This window comes from Streptomyces sp. A 4/2 (assembly GCF_940670765.1).
In the GTDB taxonomy this organism is placed as follows: Bacteria; Actinomycetota; Actinomycetes; order Streptomycetales; family Streptomycetaceae; genus Streptomyces.
On record NZ_CALNVW010000001.1, the window covers coordinates 31,145 to 48,027 of the forward strand.

The following is a 16,883-nucleotide window of genomic DNA, read 5'->3' on the forward strand; positions in this document are numbered from 1 at the left end:
GTCCGTCTCCTTCTTAAGCCGTGCTCAATCGTCTTCGTCGCCGTGCAGCCGCCGTCGTACGGACAGCAGCTCCACCTCCGGCCGGGCGGCGACATGGCGCTCGCACCGGTCGAGTACTTCGGTGAGGTGCTCCGTCTCGCCGGACACCATCGCGAGGCCGATCCTGGCCCTGCGATGAAGATCCTGGTCGCCGACCTCTGCCGCACTCACCGCGAATCTCCGCTGGAGCTCGGCCACGATGGGCCGTACGACGGAGCGTTTCTCCTTCAGCGACCGTACGTCGCCGAGAAGCAGATCGAAGGACAGTGTCCCCACATACATGCACGTCCGGATGTCCCGCCGGTTCGGGGTCGCGCCCCGCCAACCACTTGACGGGGACACCAGAACCGTACACGCAACAGCCGGGGCCGCTCGACGGATATAACTCCCGCCGAGCGGCCCCGACTGACGCTGTACGGATCAGCCGCAGTGCGGCTCAACCGCGATACGGATCAGCCGCGGGGCTTCTCGCGCATCTCGTACGTCGCGATGACGTCGTCGATCTTGATGTCGTTGAAGTTCCCGAGGTTGATACCGCCCTCGAAGCCTTCGCGGATCTCGGTGACGTCGTCCTTGAAGCGGCGCAGACCGGAGATGTTGAGGCTCTCCGCGATGACCTTGCCATCGCGCAGCAGGCGCGCCTTGGTGTTGCGCTTGACCTCGCCGGAGCGGACCAGCACACCGGCGATGTTGCCCAGCTTGGACGAGCGGAAGATCTCGCGGATCTCCGCCGTGCCGAGCTCGACCTCTTCGTACTCCGGCTTGAGCATGCCCTTGAGGGCCGCTTCGATCTCTTCGATCGCCTGGTAGATGACCGAGTAGTACCGGACGTCCACGCCTTCGCGCTCGGCCATCTGCGCGGCCCGGCCTGCGGCCCGCACGTTGAAGCCGATCACGATGGCGTCGGAGCCGGTCGCCAGGTCGATGTCCGACTCGGTGACCGCACCCACACCGCGGTGCAGGACCCGGATGTCGACCTCTTCGCCGACGTCGAGCTGGAGCAGCGAGGACTCGAGAGCCTCCACCGAACCGGACGCGTCGCCCTTGATGATGAGGTTGAGTTCCTGGACCAGACCGGCCTTGAGCGCCTCGTCCAGGTTCTCCAGGGAGAACCGGACACCCTTGCGGGCGAAGTTGGCGTTGCGCTCACGAGCGGCACGCTTCTCGGCGATCTGACGGGCCGTACGGTCCTCGTCGACCACCAGGAAGTTGTCGCCGGCACCCGGGACATTGGTGAGACCGAGGACGAGGACCGGGGTCGAGGGACCCGCCTCTTCCACGTTCTCGCCCTTGTCGTCGAGCATCGCGCGGACTCGGCCGTACGCGTCGCCGACCACCATCGTGTCGCCGACCCGCAGGGTGCCTCGCTGGACCAGGACGGTCGCGACGGCACCACGGCCGCGGTCGAGGTGGGACTCGATCGCAATACCCTGCGCGTCCTGCTCCGGGTTGGCCCGCAGGTCGAGCGAGGCGTCGGCGGTGAGGACGACGGCCTCCAGAAGAGCCTCGATGTTGAGGCCCTGCTTGGCGGAGATGTCGACGAACATCGTGTCGCCGCCGTACTCCTCGGCCACCAGCCCGAACTCGGTGAGCTGGCCGCGGACCTTGGTCGGGTCCGCACCCTCGACGTCGATCTTGTTGACCGCGACCACGATCGGCACGTCGGCCGCCTTGGCGTGGTTCAGCGCCTCGATCGTCTGGGGCATCACACCGTCGTTCGCCGCCACCACGAGGATCGCGATGTCGGTGGACTTCGCACCACGTGCACGCATGGCGGTGAACGCCTCGTGACCCGGGGTGTCGATGAAGGTGATCCGGCGGTCCTCGCCGTTGACCTCGGCGCCGACCTGGTACGCACCGATGTGCTGCGTGATGCCGCCGGCCTCGCCCGCAACGACGTTCGTCTTGCGGATCGCGTCCAGCAGCCGGGTCTTACCGTGGTCGACGTGACCCATGACGGTGACGACCGGCGGACGGGAGACCAGAGCCTCTTCGCCGCCCTCGTCCTCACCGAACTCGATGTCGAAGGACTCGAGGAGCTCGCGGTCCTCCTCCTCCGGGCTGACGATCTCGAGGACGTAGTTCATCTCGTCCGCGAGCAGCTTCAGCGTCTCGTCGGAGACGGACTGCGTGGCAGTGACCATCTCGCCGAGGTTCATCATCACGGCGACGAGCGACGCCGGGTTGGCGTTGATCTTCTCCGCGAAGTCGGTGAGGGAAGCACCGCGCGACAGCCGGACAGCCTGCCCGTTGCCGCGAGGCAGCATGACGCCGCCCACCGACGGGGCCTGCATGGCCTCGTACTCCTGGCGCCTCTGCCTCTTCGACTTGCGGCCACGGCGGGCGGGCCCGCCGGGACGGCCGAAGGCACCCTGTGTCCCACCACGGCCACCGGGGCCGCCGGGACGGCCGGCGAAGCCGGGACGTCCACCGAAGCCGCCACCGGGGGCGCCGCCACCGGGACGACCGCCGAAGCCGCCGCCACCGCCGGGACGACCGCCGCCGCCGGGACCTGCCGGACGACCGGCGAAGCCGCCGCCGCCCGGACGTGCGCCGCCGCCACCGGGACGAGCACCGCCGCCACCGGGACCACGACCGCCACCGCCGGGACCGCCGCCGGGGCGGGGGCTGGCAGCGGGACGCTGCGGCATCATGCCGGGGTTCGGACGGTTACCGCTGGGGGCACCGCCGGGACGCGGGGCGCCGCCCTGCGGACGAGGCATGCCACCGGGGCTCGGACGGGCGCCGCCCTGACCCTGGGGACGCGGAGCGCCACCGGGACCACCCTGCGGACGCGGGCCGCCGGGGCGGTCCTGACCGCCGCCGGGGCGCGGGGCACCGCCGGGGCGGGGCGCCTGCGGGCGCGCCATGCCGGTGGAACCGCCGGAGGTGAACGGGTTGTTGCCCGGACGGGGACCGGCCGGACGGTTGCCGCCGGGGCGCGGGGCGCCCTGGCCTGCGGGACGTGCCGGACGCTCGCCGCCACGCTGACCGCCGTCACGCTGGCCGCCGTCGCGCTGGCCACCCTCACGCTGACCGGCCGGAGCCGGACGGGCGGGACGGGGCCCAGGCGTGGCGCCCGCGGGACGCGGGGCCTGCGGGGCTGCGGGCTGAGCGGGCGCGGGGGCCGAGAACTCGGCAGCGGGAACCGGAGCCGCCGGAGCGGGCTTGGCCGCTGCGGGCTTCGGACCCGGACGCGGTCCTGCGGCAGCCGGGGAAGGCGCCGCGGGAGTGCTGGGTGCGGCGCTCTGCGGAGCCTCGGCGGCGGCCGGCTTGGGAGCCGGGGCACCGGGCTTCGGAGCACCGGGACGGGCCGCGGCAGCCGGAGAGGGCGCCGCCGCACGGGGGGCGGGGGAAGGCGCTGCCTTGCGGGGCGCGCCGGGCTTGGCAGCGGACTTGCCGGCGTTGCCGCCGGGCCCCTGCAAAGCGTCAGTCAACTTGCGTACAACCGGCGCCTCGATCGTCGAGGACGCCGAACGTACGAACTCACCGAGTTCTTGGAGCTTGGCCATGACGACCTTGCTCTCAACTCCGAACTCCTTGGCGAGTTCGTATACCCGGACCTTAGCCACTTCGCTCCTTTTAGGTCCGGGTTACCGCCGGACCGTCGCTACTTCATGGGCGTACTCATCGCGTACTCATCGAGTGCTCATCGCAATCTCGACCTACTTCCAACTCGCGAGGTACCTGACCGCACGGGGACCCGTGCCGTTCTCTTCTTACGGTGCTGCCTGCTCGACATACTCGTTCAGCTCCGCACTGTCGAGCGGGCCCGGGGCCTTGAGGGCCCTGGAGAACGCCCGACGGCGGACCGCCAGGTCGAGACAGACCGAGGCGGGATGCAGATACGCACCCCGGCCGGGCAGCGTACCGCGCGGATCAGGGACGCATTTGCCCCCGACCGCGACGATGCGCAGCAGTTCGCTCTTGACCGCACGCTCCCGGCATCCCACGCAGGTTCGCTCAGGGCACGCTCGGTCGGCTGTCCGGCCAGACACGATTAAGTCTACCTCCCCGTATCGACCTCACCCATTTGGGGCAGGAATCGAACGGATGTTGTCTTGAACTTTTCTGGATCTTACGACTCCGGGCTCCGGCCGGGGACGCTCAGTCCTCGTCGGACCCCTGCTCGGTGTCCGGGCGGATGTCGATGCGCCAGCCGGTCAGCCGGGCGGCCAGACGGGCGTTCTGCCCTTCCTTGCCGATGGCCAGGGAGAGCTGGTAGTCGGGGACCGTGACCCGCGCGGAACGGGCGCCCAGGTCCACGACCTCGACCTTGGTGACCCGGGCCGGCGACAGCGCGTTGGCCACCAGCTCGGCCGGGTCGTCCGACCAGTCCACGATGTCGATCTTCTCGCCCAGCAGCTCGGCCATGACATTGCGTACCCGACTGCCCATCGGGCCGATGCAGGCGCCCTTGGGGTTGAGGCCCGAACGCGTGGACCGTACGGCGATCTTGCTGCGGTGACCGGCCTCGCGGGCGATCGCCTCGATGACGACCGAGCCGTCCGCGATCTCCGGGACCTCCAGCGCGAAGAGCTTCTTCACCAGGTTCGGGTGCGTACGGGAGAGGGTCACGGACGGGCCACGGACCCCCTTCGCGACGCGGACCACGTACGTACGCAGCCGCAGGCCGTGCGTGTAGTTCTCGCCGGGCACCTGCTCCTGCACGGGCAGGATCGCTTCCAGCTTGCCGATGTCGACCAGCACGTTCCGCGGGTCCTTGCCCTGCTGCACGACCCCGGCGACGACGTCGCCCTCGCGCCCGGCGTACTCGCCGAACGTCAGGTCGTCCTCCGCGTCGCGCAGCCGCTGCAGGATGACCTGCTTGGCCGTGGTCGCGGCGATCCGGCCGAAGTCGGACGGGGTGTCGTCGAACTCCCGGGCCTCCTGGCCCTCTTCGAGATCAGCCGGGTCCTCCTTCGCCCAGACCGTCACATGACCGTTGTCGTGGTCGAGGTGCACGCGCGCGTGACGGCGGCTTCCCTCGGTGCGGTGGTAGGCGATGAGGAGGGCCGACTCGATCGCCTCGACCAGCAGGTCGAAGGAAATCTCCTTCTCCTTCGCCAAGCCCTTCAGAAGCTTTACGTCGATGTCCATGGCTACGCCTCCTCTTCCTTCTTGTCCTTGCGGTTGAATTCGAGCTCGACGCGCGCCTTGGCGATCTCCGCGAAAGCGATCCGGCGGGCGGTGGGCTTGCGCCCCTTCACGCCCGGCACTTCGAGATCGAGACCTTCGTCGTCCACCCCGAGGATGCGCGCGATCAGTTCGCCGCCGTCGTCCAGGGTCAGCTTGGCCAGGCGGCCGACGGCCCTGACGTAGTGGCGGTGCTCCGAGAGCGGGCGGTCCGCGCCCGGCGAGCTGACTTCGAGGACGTACTCGCCCTCGCCCATCAGGTCGCTCTCGTCGAGCTTCTCCGAGATGGCCCGGCTCAGCTCGGCGCAGGTGTCCAGTTCCACGCCCTCGTCGGAATCCACGGTGATCCTCAGTACGCCACGCCGGCCGGCCCGGGACACCTCGATCTCTTCCAGATCCAGGTCCTTGGCGGCGACGAGCGGTTCCAGCAGCCCGCGCAGCCTCTCGCTCTGGGTGGTGCTCATCCGGGTGACTCCTCGGCCGCGTGTGCTGTTGTGGGATCGTCGCGTGTCGGATCAAAGGGTATCCGGTCGCGAGGGGTGTTGCCGTCCTGCCGCCGTTGACCCGCAGGTACGCTCGCCTGCGGTGATCACTTCGGGCCGAGGGAGAACACGTGCGGCGCACGGGGACCACACGCAGGCATGTGCTGAGCGTGACGGCGGCTGCCACTGCCGGTCTGCTGACCGGCTGCTCGGAGCAGCCCGCTGCCCACCGTACACAGGGTGCGGGTGCCCCTGACGCCGAGGCCGCCCTGCGACGGCGCTCCGCGCGCACCAGCGGGACGCTCCTCGCCCTGTACGACGCGGTGCTCACACGCCATCCGGACCGGGCCACGGAGTCGTTGGTGCGACCGCTGCGGGACACGGTGGCACAGCACGTCACGGTGTTGACGGGGGCCGGCGGAGCCGCTCCCGCACCGTCGCCGTCGGGCCACGGCCCCGCGGCAGGAGGACCGGCGGCGCCCGCGGTCCCCGCCGACCGGAAGGCCGCGGTGCGGGCCCTCGCGAAGGCCGAGCGGCACACCACCGACGCCCACACCACGGCGCTCGCCGACGCCCCGCCGGAGCTGGCCAGGCTGCTGGCCTCGGTCGCTGCGGCAGGCGCCGTCCACGCGTATCTGCTGACCCGGGGGGACCACTGATGAGCTCGCTGGAAGCGGCGCAGGCGGCGCTGGCCGCCGAGCACGCCGCCGTGTACGGGTACGGGGTGGTGGGCGGCCGGGTCGCCGCGGGCCGCAGGACCGAGGCGCACCAGGCGTACGACGCCCACCGCGCCCGGCGTGACTCGTTGGTCCGCACCGTGCGGGACCTGGGCGGCAAGCCGGTCGCCGCGTCGGCCGCGTACGCGCTGCCCTTCAAGGTGGCCGGCCCGGCCGACGCGGTGCGGCTCGCCGCGGAGCTGGAGGACCGGGTGGCGGATGTCTACTCCGACCTGGTGCGGGCCGCCCGGGGGCCGCTGCGGCACGAGGCCGCGCTGGCCCTGCGGGAGGCCGCGGTGCGGGCTGCGCGGTGGCGGGGCGCCGACAGCGTAGCCTTTCCGGGGCTCGTCGAGCGGGCTGCCGCAAGCGCCGGAAAGGGAACCACGCACGTATGACTTTCGAACCGCCGCAGCGGCTTGTCCGGGCGCTCGGCGAGACGTACGGGGAAGCCGCCGCCACCGACTGGCTGCACCGGATTCCGACTGATGCGCAAGTGGCCCTCGACGTACGGGAGTTGACCGCCGAGCGGGTACAGGCGCCGGGCGGCCGCAGCAGCCTGATCGTCCTGGTGCGCCGGCCCGACGGCGGCCCCGCGGTACTGAAACTGGCTCCGCCCTTCGCCAGGCCCGACCTGGAGCGGGCCGCTCTGGCGCACTGGGCCGGCTGGGGCGCGGCGCGGCTGCTGGACGAGCCGTCGCCCGACGCCACCGTTCTGCTGCTGGAGCGGCTGCACCCCGAGGTCTCGCTGCACTCCCTGCCGGAGGCCAAGGCGCTGCTGGAGGCCGCGGACACGGTCCGCAAGCTCTGGGTCGAGCCACCGGCCGGGCACCCCTTCGAGACGGTGGCCGAGCGGACGGCCCGGCAGGGCGAAGCGATGCGCGCGACGGCCGAGCCGCTGGTGCTCCCGCTGGTCGAGGCGGCTCTGGCGGCGCGCGACGAACTGCTCGCCGCTCCCCCGGAGCAGCTGCTGCTGCACGGCAATTTCCGCCAGAGCAAGGTCCTGGCGGGCGGACGCACGCCGTGGCTCGCCGTGGGTCCCGACCCGGTGGTCGGCGAGCGCGCGTACGACCTGGCGCGGCTGGTACGCGACCGGGTGGACGACCTGGTGGCCGCGGCGGTCGGGCCTTCGACGGTGCGGCGCCGGGTGAACCGGCTGGCGGACTCGCTGGAGGTGGAGCACGCGCGGCTGCACGGGTGGACGCTGTTCCGTGCCGTGGAGTCGGGGGTGCGGGCCGTTGCCGCCGGGCGGCGCCAGGACGGGGAACTGCTGCTGGAATTCGCGGGGTGGCTGTAGCCGCGCTGCCCGCGGAGGGGCGCACCGGTGTCCCTCGCCGGACGCACATGAGAACGCCGGACGGGCACGGAGCCCGTCCGGCGAGGACACAGGAGGTCCGGGGGCGCGGCCCCCGGGGGATCAGCCGACGATCCGCGCGATGGCCTCGTCCACCGTCAGCTCCTCGCGCTCCCCGGTACGGCGGTCCTTGAGCTCCAGGACACCGTCCGCGGACCGGCGGCCCGCCACCAGGATCGTCGGGACACCGATCAGCTCGGAGTCGGTGAACTTCACGCCCGGGGAGACCCCGGGGCGGTCGTCGACCAGCACCCGTACGCCTGCCGCGTTCAGCTTCTCGGCCACGTCCAGCGCCAGTTCGGTCTGGAGGGCCTTGCCCGCGGCGACGACGTGCACGTCCGCGGGTGCGACCTCGGCGGACCAGCAGAGGCCCTTCTCGTCCGCGGACTGCTCGGCGAGTGCCGCGACCGCGCGGGAGACACCGATGCCGTACGAGCCCATGGTGACCCGGACCGGCTTGCCCTGCTGGCCGAGTACGTCGAGCTGGAAGGTGTCCGCGTACTTGCGGCCCAGCTGGAAGATGTGGCCGATCTCGATCGCCCGGTCCAGCTTGAGGCCCGCGCCGCAGGAGGGGCAGGGGTCGCCCGCCTCGACCACCACGACGTCCAGGTAGTCGTCGACCTCGAAGTCGCGTCCGGCGACGACGTTGCGGGCGTGCTTGCCGGGCTTGTTGGCGCCGGTGATCCAGGCCGTGCCGGCCGCGACCCGCGGGTCGGCGATGTAGCGGACCTTCTCCAGGCCCTGCGGGCCGACGTAGCCGCGTACCAGGTCGGGGCGGTCCTCGAAGTCCTCGGCGGTGACGAGTTCGACCACGGCGGGGGCCAGGTGCTCGCCCAGCTTGCCGAGGTCCACCTCGCGGTGGCCGGGGACGCCGACGGCCACGATCTCGCCGTCCACCTTCACCAGCAGGTTCTTCAGCGTGTCGGCGGCGGGGACACCGAGGTGCGCCGCCAGGGTCTCGATGGTGGGGGTGTCGGGGGTGTCCAGCTCCTCGACCGGGCCGTGCTGCTGGTCCGCCACCGGCGGGGCCTCGAAGGTCACGGCTTCGGTGTTCGCCGCGTAGGCACAGGACGGGCAGTCCGCGAAGGTGTCCTCGCCCGCCGCGGCCGGGGCCAGGAACTCCTCGGAGGCCGAGCCGCCCATCGCGCCGGAGACCGCGGAGACGATGCGGTGGTCGAGACCGAGCCGCTGGAAGATCTTGATGTACGCCTCACGGTGCAGGCGGTAGGACTCGGCCAGGCCCTCGTCCGTGGTGTCGAACGAGTACGAGTCCTTCATCTGGAACTCACGGCCGCGCAGCACACCGGAGCGCGGACGCGCCTCGTCCCGGTACTTCGTCTGGATCTGGTAGAGCATCACCGGCAGGTCCTTGTAGGACGAGCACTGGTCCTTGACGGTCTGGGTGAAGATCTCCTCGTGGGTCGGGCCGAGGAGGTAGTCACCGCCCTTGCGGTCCTTGAGGCGGAAGAGCAGGTCGCCGTACTCCTCCCAGCGGCCGGACGCCTCGTACGCCTCCTTGGGCAGCAGCGCGGGCAGCAGGACCTCCTGCGCCCCGATGGCGTCCATCTCCTCGCGCACGACGCGGGAGACGTTGTCCAGGACCTTCTTGCCCAGCGGCAGCCAGGACCAGATCCCGGCGGCGTTGCGGCGTACGTATCCGGCGCGGACCAGCAGCTTGTGGCTGAGCGTCTCCGCGTCCGCCGGGTCGTCGCGCAAGGTCTTGACCATCAACCGGGACATGCGCTGGACCTGGGCCATGGTGACTCTCCTGCTTGGCTGTGTTTTCCGGGGGAGACCCCCCGGACCCCCGTCGGTGATGTCAGGAGGTTAGCCGGGCCCGGTGGGCGGGCGGAAATCGGTCCCGTGGGCGGGACCGGGCCGACCGGGCCTGTTCAGCGGGAGCGGGGCGCCCATCACGGCGTACGGCATCGCCGCGCTCGGGAAGTGGACCCGGCGCGCGAGGTCCCGGTATCCCAGGGTCCGGTAGAGACTGCGGGCGGGGCTCTCCTTGTCGATCGCCGACAGGATGGAGCGCGGCTGGCCGGCGCTGTCGGTGATCGTGGTGATCAGCCCGCGGCCGATGCCGCGGCCCTGGAAGCCGGGGTGGACGTGCAGTTCGGTGATGACGAAGGCATCGTCGAGCCAGGAGTCGCAGCCGGTGTTGTGCAGGTACGGCTCGACCACCGTGGACCACCAGTGGGAGCGGTCGTTGGGCATCCCGTAGACGAAGCCGACCAGCCGCCCGGTGCGGGTCGTCGCACCCAGGGCACGGGCGCCCGGGTTCTGCAGATGCCGCAGCACGATGTGGCGGCGTACGGCGACCTCGGCCTCGCTCAGCCCGAACGCGAGCGCCTGCACGGCCAGCGCCTCGTCCACGCGCCCGTCGAGATCGACCGGACCGATCCCGACGTCGTCCTGGTTCGGGGGCCGGTCCCCGGGGAAGCGCACCATGACGGGAGACTACCTGGCCCCGGACGGGTCACGCCGGGAGTCCCGGTACTCCCCCGCCGGCCCCGATCGGTGGCTGGTCGGCGAGTGGTCAGTGGGCGGGGAAACCCTCGCGGAAGACGGGAAGCTTCTCGCCCGCCTCGACGGGCAGGTGGAAGCGGTTCTGCCGGGGCGGCATCGGGCAGTTGTACTGGTCGGAGAATCCGCAGGGCGGCACGAAGGCACGGTTGAAGTCGAGGAGCACCTTGCCGTCACCGGTGTGGGTGACGAAGAGGAAGCGCCCGGCTCCGTACGTCGAGTCGCCGTTGGTCGGGTCGCCGAGGACCAGCAGCAGGGTGCCGTCGTCGTCGAAGGCGCTCAGCGTGTACGGCGTGCCGTCGACGGTGAGCACGATGTCGCCCGGGACGACGAGGTCGCGGCTGCCGCCGTTGTCCCTGATGTGCTCGAACCCCACCCGGCGCGCGCCGGGCACCGGGATGTACTCGGCCTCCCGCACCCACTCGGGGTCGTACGGGAAGACGTCGATGTGCTCGAAGTGCCGGACGGCGGGGGAGGCCGCGTCCCAGACGCGCAGTCCGTACTCCGGCTCTCCGCTGACCATGTCGGTGCGCTCGACCGCGGTGACCGTCACGGTCTCCGGCTGTCCTGCCCGGACCGCGTCGAGGTCGGGGCGTTCCCCCGCGGGCAGCCAGCGGGTCTCGACGAGTGCCAGGTTTCCGGTGGGGCCGGTGACGGAGCGGTGCCGTTCCGCACGCCAGGCCTCCCATGCCTGCTCGCCGGAGCCGGCGGGGACAGCGGGTACGGCGGGGACTTCGGGACCGGACATGGCAGCACTCATTCGCTCGGACGCTCGTCGGTTGTCGCACCACGAGGGATCGGACACCGCGTGAGGCTCACACCAAAGGGATTTCTTTATCGACCATAAGGCTCGCTGATGTCAAACGCCGCGAAACGGCCGAACCGCCCCCTGTGGGGCTCGTCTCAGAAGAGCACACTCATGAAGGCGCCGACCTCGCGGAAGCCGACCCGCCGGTAGGCCGCGCGCGCGGCGGAGTTGAAGTCGTTGACGTAGAGACTGACCACGGGGGCGACATCGGCGAGCGCGTACTCCAGCACCGCGGCCATGCCCGTTTCGGAGAGTCCACGGCCGCGGTACTCGGGGGCGACCCAGACACCCTGGATCTGGCAGGCCAGCGAAGTGGCGGCGCCGATCTCGGCCTTGAAGACGACCTTGCCGTCCTCGATGCGGGCGAAGGAGCGGCCGGAGCCCACGAGTTCGGCGACGCGGGCCTGGTAGAGCAGCCCGCCGTCCCCGGCCATAGGTGACACACCGACCTCCTCGGTGAACATGGCCACGCAGGCGGGCATGACCACATCCAGCTCGTCGCGGCGGATCCGGCGGACGAGCGGATCGGGGGCGATGTCGGCCGAGGGCTGTTCGGTGACCATCAGCGGCTGATTGGCGCGGACGTCACGGGCGGGGCCCCAGCTCGGTTCGAGCAGTCGCCAGAGCAGCGCGGTGGGCTCGGCGGGACCGACGATGGAGGAACAGCGGCGGCCGGCCTTCCGGGCCCGGTCCGCGAAGGCGCGTACCGCGTCGGGGCCCGCGCAGATCGGGACGAGGTTGGCGCCGGAGTAACAGAGCGAGCGGAGCCGCCCCTCCGTGTACCAGCCCCACATCTCGCCGCCGAGGCGCCAGGGGTCGAGCCCGGCGACCTGAACGCGGGAGGTCACGAAGGCATTGACGACGGGCTCGCTGTGGAGCAGTGCGAGCGCCGCGTCGAGATCGCTGGGTTCGAGGACCCGGGTGGTGGTCTGCGTCAACACGTGGGGCCTCACCATACTGTCTGCTGATCTCCGCACTGTACCTGGCGTGTCGGCCGGGCGCCGTGCATGGAAGAAGCCCCGTCCACCTGGTGGACGGGGCTTCCCGGGTACGGACCCGGATCAGCTGATGGAGACCTCGGGCTCACCGGAGGGGATGCCGTCCCGCTCCATCTGCTCGGCGATCTTCATGGCCTCTTCGATGAGGGTCTCGACGATCTTCGACTCGGGGACGGTCTTGATGACCTCGCCCTTGACGAAGATCTGGCCCTTGCCGTTGCCGGACGCCACACCCAGATCGGCCTCGCGTGCCTCACCCGGACCATTGACGACACAGCCCATCACGGCCACGCGCAGCGGTACTTCCATGCCCTCCAGGCCTGCGGAGACCTGGTCGGCCAGCTTGTACACGTCCACCTGCGCCCGCCCGCAGGACGGGCAGGAGACGATCTCCAGACGGCGCTGCTTGAGGTTCAGGGACTCCAGGATCTGGATGCCCACCTTGACCTCCTCGGCGGGCGGCGCCGAGAGCGAGACGCGGATCGTGTCGCCGATGCCCTCGCTGAGCAGCGCACCGAACGCGACGGCGGACTTGATGGTGCCCTGGAAGGCCGGACCGGCCTCCGTCACCCCGAGGTGCAGCGGGTAGTCCGACTGCGCGGCGAGCTGCCGGTAGGCGTTGACCATGATCACCGGGTCGTTGTGCTTGACCGAGATCTTGATGTCACGGAAGCCGTGCTCCTCGAAGAGCGACGCCTCCCAGAGCGCCGACTCCACCAGCGCCTCCGGGGTGGCCTTTCCGTACTTCTTCAGCAGCCGCGCGTCCAGGGAGCCCGCGTTGACCCCGATACGGATCGGCGTGCCGGCGTCGGAGGCCGCGTGCGCGATCTCCTTCACCTTGTCGTCGAACTGCTTGATGTTCCCGGGGTTCACCCGCACCGCCGCGCACCCGGCGTCGATCGCCGCGAACACGTACTTCGGCTGGAAGTGGATGTCCGCGATGACGGGGATCTGCGACTTCTTCGCGATCGTGGCCAGGGCGTCCGCGTCGTCCTGTGTGGGGCACGCCACCCGTACGATCTGGCAGCCCGACGCCGTCAGCTCGGCGATCTGCTGGAGCGTCGCCCCGATGTCCGAGGTCCGCGTCGTCGTCATCGACTGCACCGACACCGGTGCGTCCCCGCCGACGGCGACCGTGCCGACCTGGATCTTGCGGCTGACCCTCCGGTCGGCGAGCTTGGTCGGAACGTCCGGCATTCCGAGAGAAATCGCAGTCATGCGCAGTGCATCCCCAAGGGTGGATCGAGGTCCCGGATCACCGGGCTTCGGCCTCCGAGATTACGTCACCCCGGGCGCCACACGAACACCCGCGCCCACGAACCACCCAAAGCGGACGGCCGCACACGGAAGGTGTGCGGCCGTCCCGGAACGTCCGGCCCGGGGCCGTTTCCGGTCGGTATCAGGTGATTTTGACCGGGTTGACGATGTCGGCGACCAGGACGAGCAGGGTGAAACAGATGAACACCCCGGCGACGACGTAGGCGACGGGCATCAGCTTCGCCACGTCGAACGGGCCCGGATCCGGCCGCTTGAAGACCTTGGCCAGATTGCGCCGCAGCGCCTCCCACAGGGCCCCCGCGATGTGTCCGCCGTCCAGCGGCAGCAGCGGCAGCATGTTGAAGAGGAACAGCGAGAGGTTGAAACCGGCCAGCAGGAACAGCATCATCGCCAGCTGGTTCTGCGCCGGTACGTGCAGCGTCATCACCTCACCGCCGATCCGGGCCGCGCCGACCACCCCGACCGGGGAGTCCGCCTTGCGCTCGCCGCCGTCGAAGGCCGCGTTCCAGAGGTCCGGGATCTTGGACGGCATGGCGATGATCGAGTCGACGCCGTTCCCGACCATGTCGCCCATGCGGCCCACCGAGGCGCCGAAGGAGAGCGGCTTGATCTCGGTGAGCGCGGCGAAGCCGAGGTACCCGGCCGGAACGTACTTGTCCGGGATCACGTCCCCGTTGGAGTCCTTCTTCGCCACCATGTTCTTGGCCAGGTCGGCGTGCAGGGTCTGCTGCTTGCCGTCGCGTACGACCGTGAGCGTGGCGGGGCCGATGGTGTCGCGGATGTGGTCGGACAACTCGTTCCAGCTGGAGACCTTCGCGCCGTCGAAGGCGACGATCTTGTCGCCCGCCTTGAGCCCGGCGGCCTTGGCGGGTGAGACCGCGTCCCCCTTCTGGCAGGTCTGGCGCTTCTCGCTCTGCGAGATGACGCACTGCTGGACGCCCGCCACCTTGGTGGTCTGGGTCTCGAAACCGAAGGACATCGCGACCCCGACGAAGATCACGACCGCCAGGATCAGGTTCATGAAGGGGCCCGCGAACATCACGATGACGCGCTTCCACGGCTTGCGCGTGTAGAAGAGCCGCTGCTCGTCGCCCTCCTCCAGCTCCTCGAAGGCCGCGGACCGCGCGTCCTCGACCATGCTGCGCCAGGGGGACGTGGACCGGGACTCGATCCGGCCGTCCGGGCCCGGCGGGAACATGCCGATCATGCGGATGTAGCCGCCGGCCGGGATCGCCTTGACCCCGTACTCCGTGTCGCCCTTCTTCCGCGACCAGATGGTCGGGCCGAAGCCGACCATGTACTGCGGTACGCGGATGCCGAAGAGCTTGGCCGTCGAGAGGTGGCCCAATTCGTGCCAGGCGATCGAGAAGAGCAGCCCGAACACAAAAATGACGATGCCGATGACCGTCAACAGAATCGTGGTCATGCGCGAGCCTCCGCTGTGGCCTTCTGGGCGAGTTCACGGGACCGGGCGCGTGCCCAGGTCTCCGCATGCAGGACGTCCGCGACCGTGAGAGAAGTTCCCGTACGCGGCTCGCTGTGCTCGGTCACGACCGCGGTGACCGTGTCCATGATCCCGTTGAACGGGAGTTTTCCGGCCAGGAAGGCGTCGACGCATTCCTCGTTCGCCGCGTTGAAGACCGCGGGGGCCGTGCCGCCGAGCGAGCCGACGTGGCGGGCGAGCCCGACGGACGGGAAGGCCTCGGTGTCGAGCGGGAAGAACTCCCAGCTGGACGCCTTGGACCAGTCGAAGGCGGGGGCCGCGTCCGGGACCCGCTGCGGCCAGCCGAGTCCGACGGCGATCGGGCCGCTCATGTCGGGCGGGGTGGCCTGGGCGAGCGTCGAGCCGTCGGTGAACTCCACCATGGAGTGCACGTACGACTGGGGGTGCACGACGACCTCGATACGGTCGAACGGCACGTCGTAGAGCAGGTGCGCCTCGATGACCTCAAGACCCTTGTTGACGAGGGTCGCGGAGTTCACCGTGATCACCGGGCCCATCGCCCAGGTGGGGTGCGCGAGCGCGGCATCGGGTGTGACGTCCGCCAGCTCGGCCCGCGTCCGGCCGCGGAAGGGGCCGCCCGACGCGGTGACGATCAGCTTGCGGACGTCCGCGCGCTTGCCCGCCGCCAGCGCCTGGAAGAGCGCGGCGTGCTCGGAGTCGACCGGGATGATCTGGCCGGGCCTGGCGAGTGCCTTCACCAGCGGGCCGCCGACGATGAGCGACTCCTTGTTGGCGAGGGCGAGCGTACGGCCCGCCCGGAGTGCGGCCAGGGTGGGCGCCAGCCCGATCGATCCGGTGATGCCGTTGAGCACGGTGTGGCAGTCGGACGCCGCGAGTTCGGTGGCGGCCTCGGGTCCGGCGAGGATCTCCGGGAGCGGTTCGGAGCCGTACTCCGCCTCAAGTGCCTCGCGCAGCGCGGGCACGGTGTCCTCGCGGGCGACAGCGACGGTACGGACGCGCAGCCGGCGGGCCTGTTCGGCGAGCAAGGTGACCCGACCGCCGGCGGCGGAGAGCGCCGTCACACGGAAGCGGTCGGGGTTACGCAGCACCAGGTCGATGGCCTGGGTGCCGATGGACCCGGTCGAGCCGAGGACGACGATGTCCCGGCGTCCTTCGGTGGGGTCGAAGACGATGTGCGGGTCGGCGAGGGTGACGGGGCTGTCGCTCATGCCCCCCATTGTTGCCGCATCTGCTGTGCGTCAGGACAGTGCGCCCCGGTTCGGCCGGGCCGACGGGGTGTCCGGGCCGGTCGCGGCCAGAAACTTCTGCCACTGCTCGTCGACGACGGCCGCCGGCACTCCCCCGTCGTCGTCCGCCGAGCCGCCCCCGGAGCGGAAGGAGAGGGTGGTCGATCCGGACCGTACGACGGTCAGGTACGCGTAGCGCTCCGCCTTCCCCTCGGGTTCGCGGACGGTGAGGCGGAAGGCCTTCGCCTCGTCGCCGATCCGCGGTGACCGGATCGTCTCGGTCCTGAGGTATCCGGCCTCCACGACGGACCGGTCCTCGGTGAAGCCGCCCCTGCACCGGGTGCCCGCCACGGCGAGCGCCTTCATGACCCGGGCGGCGTCCCCGTGTGCGTACGACCGCAGTTGTACGGCGATGTCCTCGCCCAGCAGCCGGCCGGGCCTGCGGAGCTCGCGGTTGACCTCGGCGTGCGGGGCGCCGTAGCGGCTGCCCGCGTCCTTGAGGCTGACGAGGGGCAGGCAGTCGGCGGGCCGGGCGGTGTACTCGTCGCCGAAGGGGGCGCCGAGACCGTACTCGCTCGCGGTGAACGACCCCACGTCCTCGCCCGGCGTGAAAGAGGCGGCGGTGAGCCGGGCCCTGCTGAGCGGGCCGGGCACACCGGCGGGCTTCGCGGCGGCCGACTTCGCGTCCTTGCGGTCCTGGCCGCCGCAGGCCACCGCGCCCGCGCACAGGACGGTGATGAGCGCGGCAGCAGCCGCGCGGCACCACTGCCGGGTCTCCGTCTGGTACATCGTCACCCCTTGCTTCCGATCAAGGTCCGATTCTCGGGCACGGAAGTGCTCCGGGTCCGGCCGATCGGG

The 16,883-nt window shown here is 70.8% G+C and carries 16 protein-coding genes; 3 read left to right on the plus strand and 13 right to left on the minus strand.

The genetic code is table 11. The features are described 5' to 3' along the window. Positions 1 to 24: 24 nt before the first annotated feature. The 5 genes from NBY69_RS00130 to rimP all read right to left on the minus strand — a co-directional run bounded on the left by NBY69_RS00130 (position 25) and on the right by rimP (position 5,639). On the minus strand, positions 25 to 321 hold the full coding sequence (locus tag NBY69_RS00130; RefSeq protein ID WP_250297448.1) for a DUF503 domain-containing protein: 297 nt from the start codon (positions 319 to 321) through the stop codon (positions 25 to 27). A gap of 170 nt (positions 322 to 491) precedes the next feature. Next, positions 492 to 3,611 carry a translation initiation factor IF-2 gene (gene infB, locus NBY69_RS00135; RefSeq protein ID WP_250297449.1) on the minus strand — a complete coding sequence of 1,040 codons (3,120 nt, stop codon included), beginning with the start codon at positions 3,609 to 3,611 and terminating at the stop codon, positions 492 to 494. Positions 3,612 to 3,758: 147 nt separating this feature from the next. Then, positions 3,759 to 4,037, minus strand: coding sequence for a YlxR family protein (locus NBY69_RS00140; protein ID WP_250297450.1), 279 nt, complete (start codon positions 4,035 to 4,037; stop codon positions 3,759 to 3,761). 109 nt (positions 4,038 to 4,146) lie between these two features. Beyond that, a complete protein-coding gene (gene nusA / locus NBY69_RS00145) occupies positions 4,147 to 5,139 on the minus strand; it encodes a transcription termination factor NusA (RefSeq protein WP_250297451.1) in 993 nt (330 codons plus the stop codon). A gap of 2 nt (positions 5,140 to 5,141) precedes the next feature. Beyond that, entirely contained in the window at positions 5,142 to 5,639 is a 498-nt protein-coding gene (gene rimP / locus NBY69_RS00150) for a ribosome maturation factor RimP (protein ID WP_250297452.1), read from the minus strand. Positions 5,640 to 5,788: 149 nt separating this feature from the next. On the opposite strand from rimP, the gene NBY69_RS00155 reads away from it, so the two are divergent. The 3 genes from NBY69_RS00155 to NBY69_RS00165 are packed head-to-tail and all read left to right on the plus strand — an operon-like array spanning position 5,789 to position 7,667. Next, positions 5,789 to 6,316, plus strand: coding sequence for a hypothetical protein (locus NBY69_RS00155; RefSeq protein ID WP_250297453.1), 528 nt, complete (start codon positions 5,789 to 5,791; stop codon positions 6,314 to 6,316). Continuing rightward, the gene (locus NBY69_RS00160; protein WP_250297454.1) at positions 6,316 to 6,768 is read left to right on the plus strand and encodes a ferritin-like domain-containing protein; all 453 of its coding nucleotides are present in this window, start codon (positions 6,316 to 6,318) and stop codon (positions 6,766 to 6,768) included. The genes NBY69_RS00155 and NBY69_RS00160 overlap by 1 nt, the downstream gene beginning before the upstream one ends. Next, positions 6,765 to 7,667 carry an aminoglycoside phosphotransferase family protein gene (locus tag NBY69_RS00165; protein ID WP_250297455.1) on the plus strand — a complete coding sequence of 301 codons (903 nt, stop codon included), beginning with the start codon at positions 6,765 to 6,767 and terminating at the stop codon, positions 7,665 to 7,667. The genes NBY69_RS00160 and NBY69_RS00165 overlap by 4 nt, the downstream gene beginning before the upstream one ends. Before the next feature lie 120 nt (positions 7,668 to 7,787). On the opposite strand, the gene NBY69_RS00170 is transcribed toward NBY69_RS00165, so the two are convergent. The 8 genes from NBY69_RS00170 to NBY69_RS00205 form a co-directional block, all read right to left on the minus strand. Continuing rightward, positions 7,788 to 9,482 (minus strand): proline--tRNA ligase, encoded by a 1,695-nt coding sequence (locus NBY69_RS00170; protein ID WP_250297456.1) that lies wholly within the window; start codon positions 9,480 to 9,482, stop codon positions 7,788 to 7,790. 69 nt (positions 9,483 to 9,551) lie between these two features. Then, positions 9,552 to 10,175: a GNAT family N-acetyltransferase gene (locus tag NBY69_RS00175; RefSeq protein ID WP_250297458.1), complete on the minus strand. Its 624-nt coding sequence runs from the start codon at positions 10,173 to 10,175 to the stop codon at positions 9,552 to 9,554. Between the two features lie 88 nt (positions 10,176 to 10,263). After that, the gene (locus NBY69_RS00180; protein ID WP_250297460.1) at positions 10,264 to 10,998 is read right to left on the minus strand and encodes a DUF1684 domain-containing protein; all 735 of its coding nucleotides are present in this window, start codon (positions 10,996 to 10,998) and stop codon (positions 10,264 to 10,266) included. A 155-nt stretch (positions 10,999 to 11,153) separates the two neighbouring features. Continuing rightward, positions 11,154 to 12,014, minus strand: coding sequence for a GNAT family N-acetyltransferase (locus NBY69_RS00185; RefSeq protein WP_250297461.1), 861 nt, complete (start codon positions 12,012 to 12,014; stop codon positions 11,154 to 11,156). Positions 12,015 to 12,119: 105 nt separating this feature from the next. After that, a complete protein-coding gene (ispG, locus tag NBY69_RS00190; protein WP_250297462.1) occupies positions 12,120 to 13,274 on the minus strand; it encodes a flavodoxin-dependent (E)-4-hydroxy-3-methylbut-2-enyl-diphosphate synthase in 1,155 nt (384 codons plus the stop codon). 181 nt (positions 13,275 to 13,455) lie between these two features. Then, positions 13,456 to 14,760 carry an RIP metalloprotease gene (locus tag NBY69_RS00195; protein WP_250297463.1) on the minus strand — a complete coding sequence of 435 codons (1,305 nt, stop codon included), beginning with the start codon at positions 14,758 to 14,760 and terminating at the stop codon, positions 13,456 to 13,458. Next, complete coding sequence (gene dxr / locus NBY69_RS00200) at positions 14,757 to 16,016, minus strand: 1-deoxy-D-xylulose-5-phosphate reductoisomerase (RefSeq protein WP_250297464.1); 1,260 nt, start codon at positions 16,014 to 16,016, stop codon at positions 14,757 to 14,759. The genes NBY69_RS00195 and dxr overlap by 4 nt, the downstream gene beginning before the upstream one ends. A 21-nt stretch (positions 16,017 to 16,037) precedes the next feature. Next, positions 16,038 to 16,814, minus strand: coding sequence for a hypothetical protein (locus NBY69_RS00205; RefSeq protein WP_250297465.1), 777 nt, complete (start codon positions 16,812 to 16,814; stop codon positions 16,038 to 16,040). Positions 16,815 to 16,883: the final 69 nt, after the last annotated feature.

Bases quoted from the DNA above. Each gene is read 5' to 3' on its own strand.
- NBY69_RS00130 (WP_250297448.1), bottom strand. From the start codon at position 321: ATGTATGTGGGGACACTGTCCTTCGATCTGCTTCTCGGCGACGTACGG.
- nusA (WP_250297451.1), bottom strand. From the start codon at position 5,139: ATGGACATCGACGTAAAGCTTCTGAAGGGCTTGGCGAAGGAGAAGGAG.
- rimP (WP_250297452.1), bottom strand. From the start codon at position 5,639: ATGAGCACCACCCAGAGCGAGAGGCTGCGCGGGCTGCTGGAACCGCTC.
- NBY69_RS00160 (WP_250297454.1), top strand. From the start codon at position 6,316: ATGAGCTCGCTGGAAGCGGCGCAGGCGGCGCTGGCCGCCGAGCACGCC.
- NBY69_RS00165 (WP_250297455.1), top strand. From the start codon at position 6,765: ATGACTTTCGAACCGCCGCAGCGGCTTGTCCGGGCGCTCGGCGAGACG.
- NBY69_RS00170 (WP_250297456.1), bottom strand. From the start codon at position 9,482: ATGGCCCAGGTCCAGCGCATGTCCCGGTTGATGGTCAAGACCTTGCGC.
- NBY69_RS00175 (WP_250297458.1), bottom strand. From the start codon at position 10,175: ATGGTGCGCTTCCCCGGGGACCGGCCCCCGAACCAGGACGACGTCGGG.
- NBY69_RS00180 (WP_250297460.1), bottom strand. From the start codon at position 10,998: ATGTCCGGTCCCGAAGTCCCCGCCGTACCCGCTGTCCCCGCCGGCTCC.
- NBY69_RS00185 (WP_250297461.1), bottom strand. From the start codon at position 12,014: ATGGTGAGGCCCCACGTGTTGACGCAGACCACCACCCGGGTCCTCGAA.
- ispG (WP_250297462.1), bottom strand. From the start codon at position 13,274: ATGACTGCGATTTCTCTCGGAATGCCGGACGTTCCGACCAAGCTCGCC.
- NBY69_RS00195 (WP_250297463.1), bottom strand. From the start codon at position 14,760: ATGACCACGATTCTGTTGACGGTCATCGGCATCGTCATTTTTGTGTTC.
- dxr (WP_250297464.1), bottom strand. From the start codon at position 16,016: ATGGGGGGCATGAGCGACAGCCCCGTCACCCTCGCCGACCCGCACATC.
- NBY69_RS00205 (WP_250297465.1), bottom strand. From the start codon at position 16,814: ATGTACCAGACGGAGACCCGGCAGTGGTGCCGCGCGGCTGCTGCCGCG.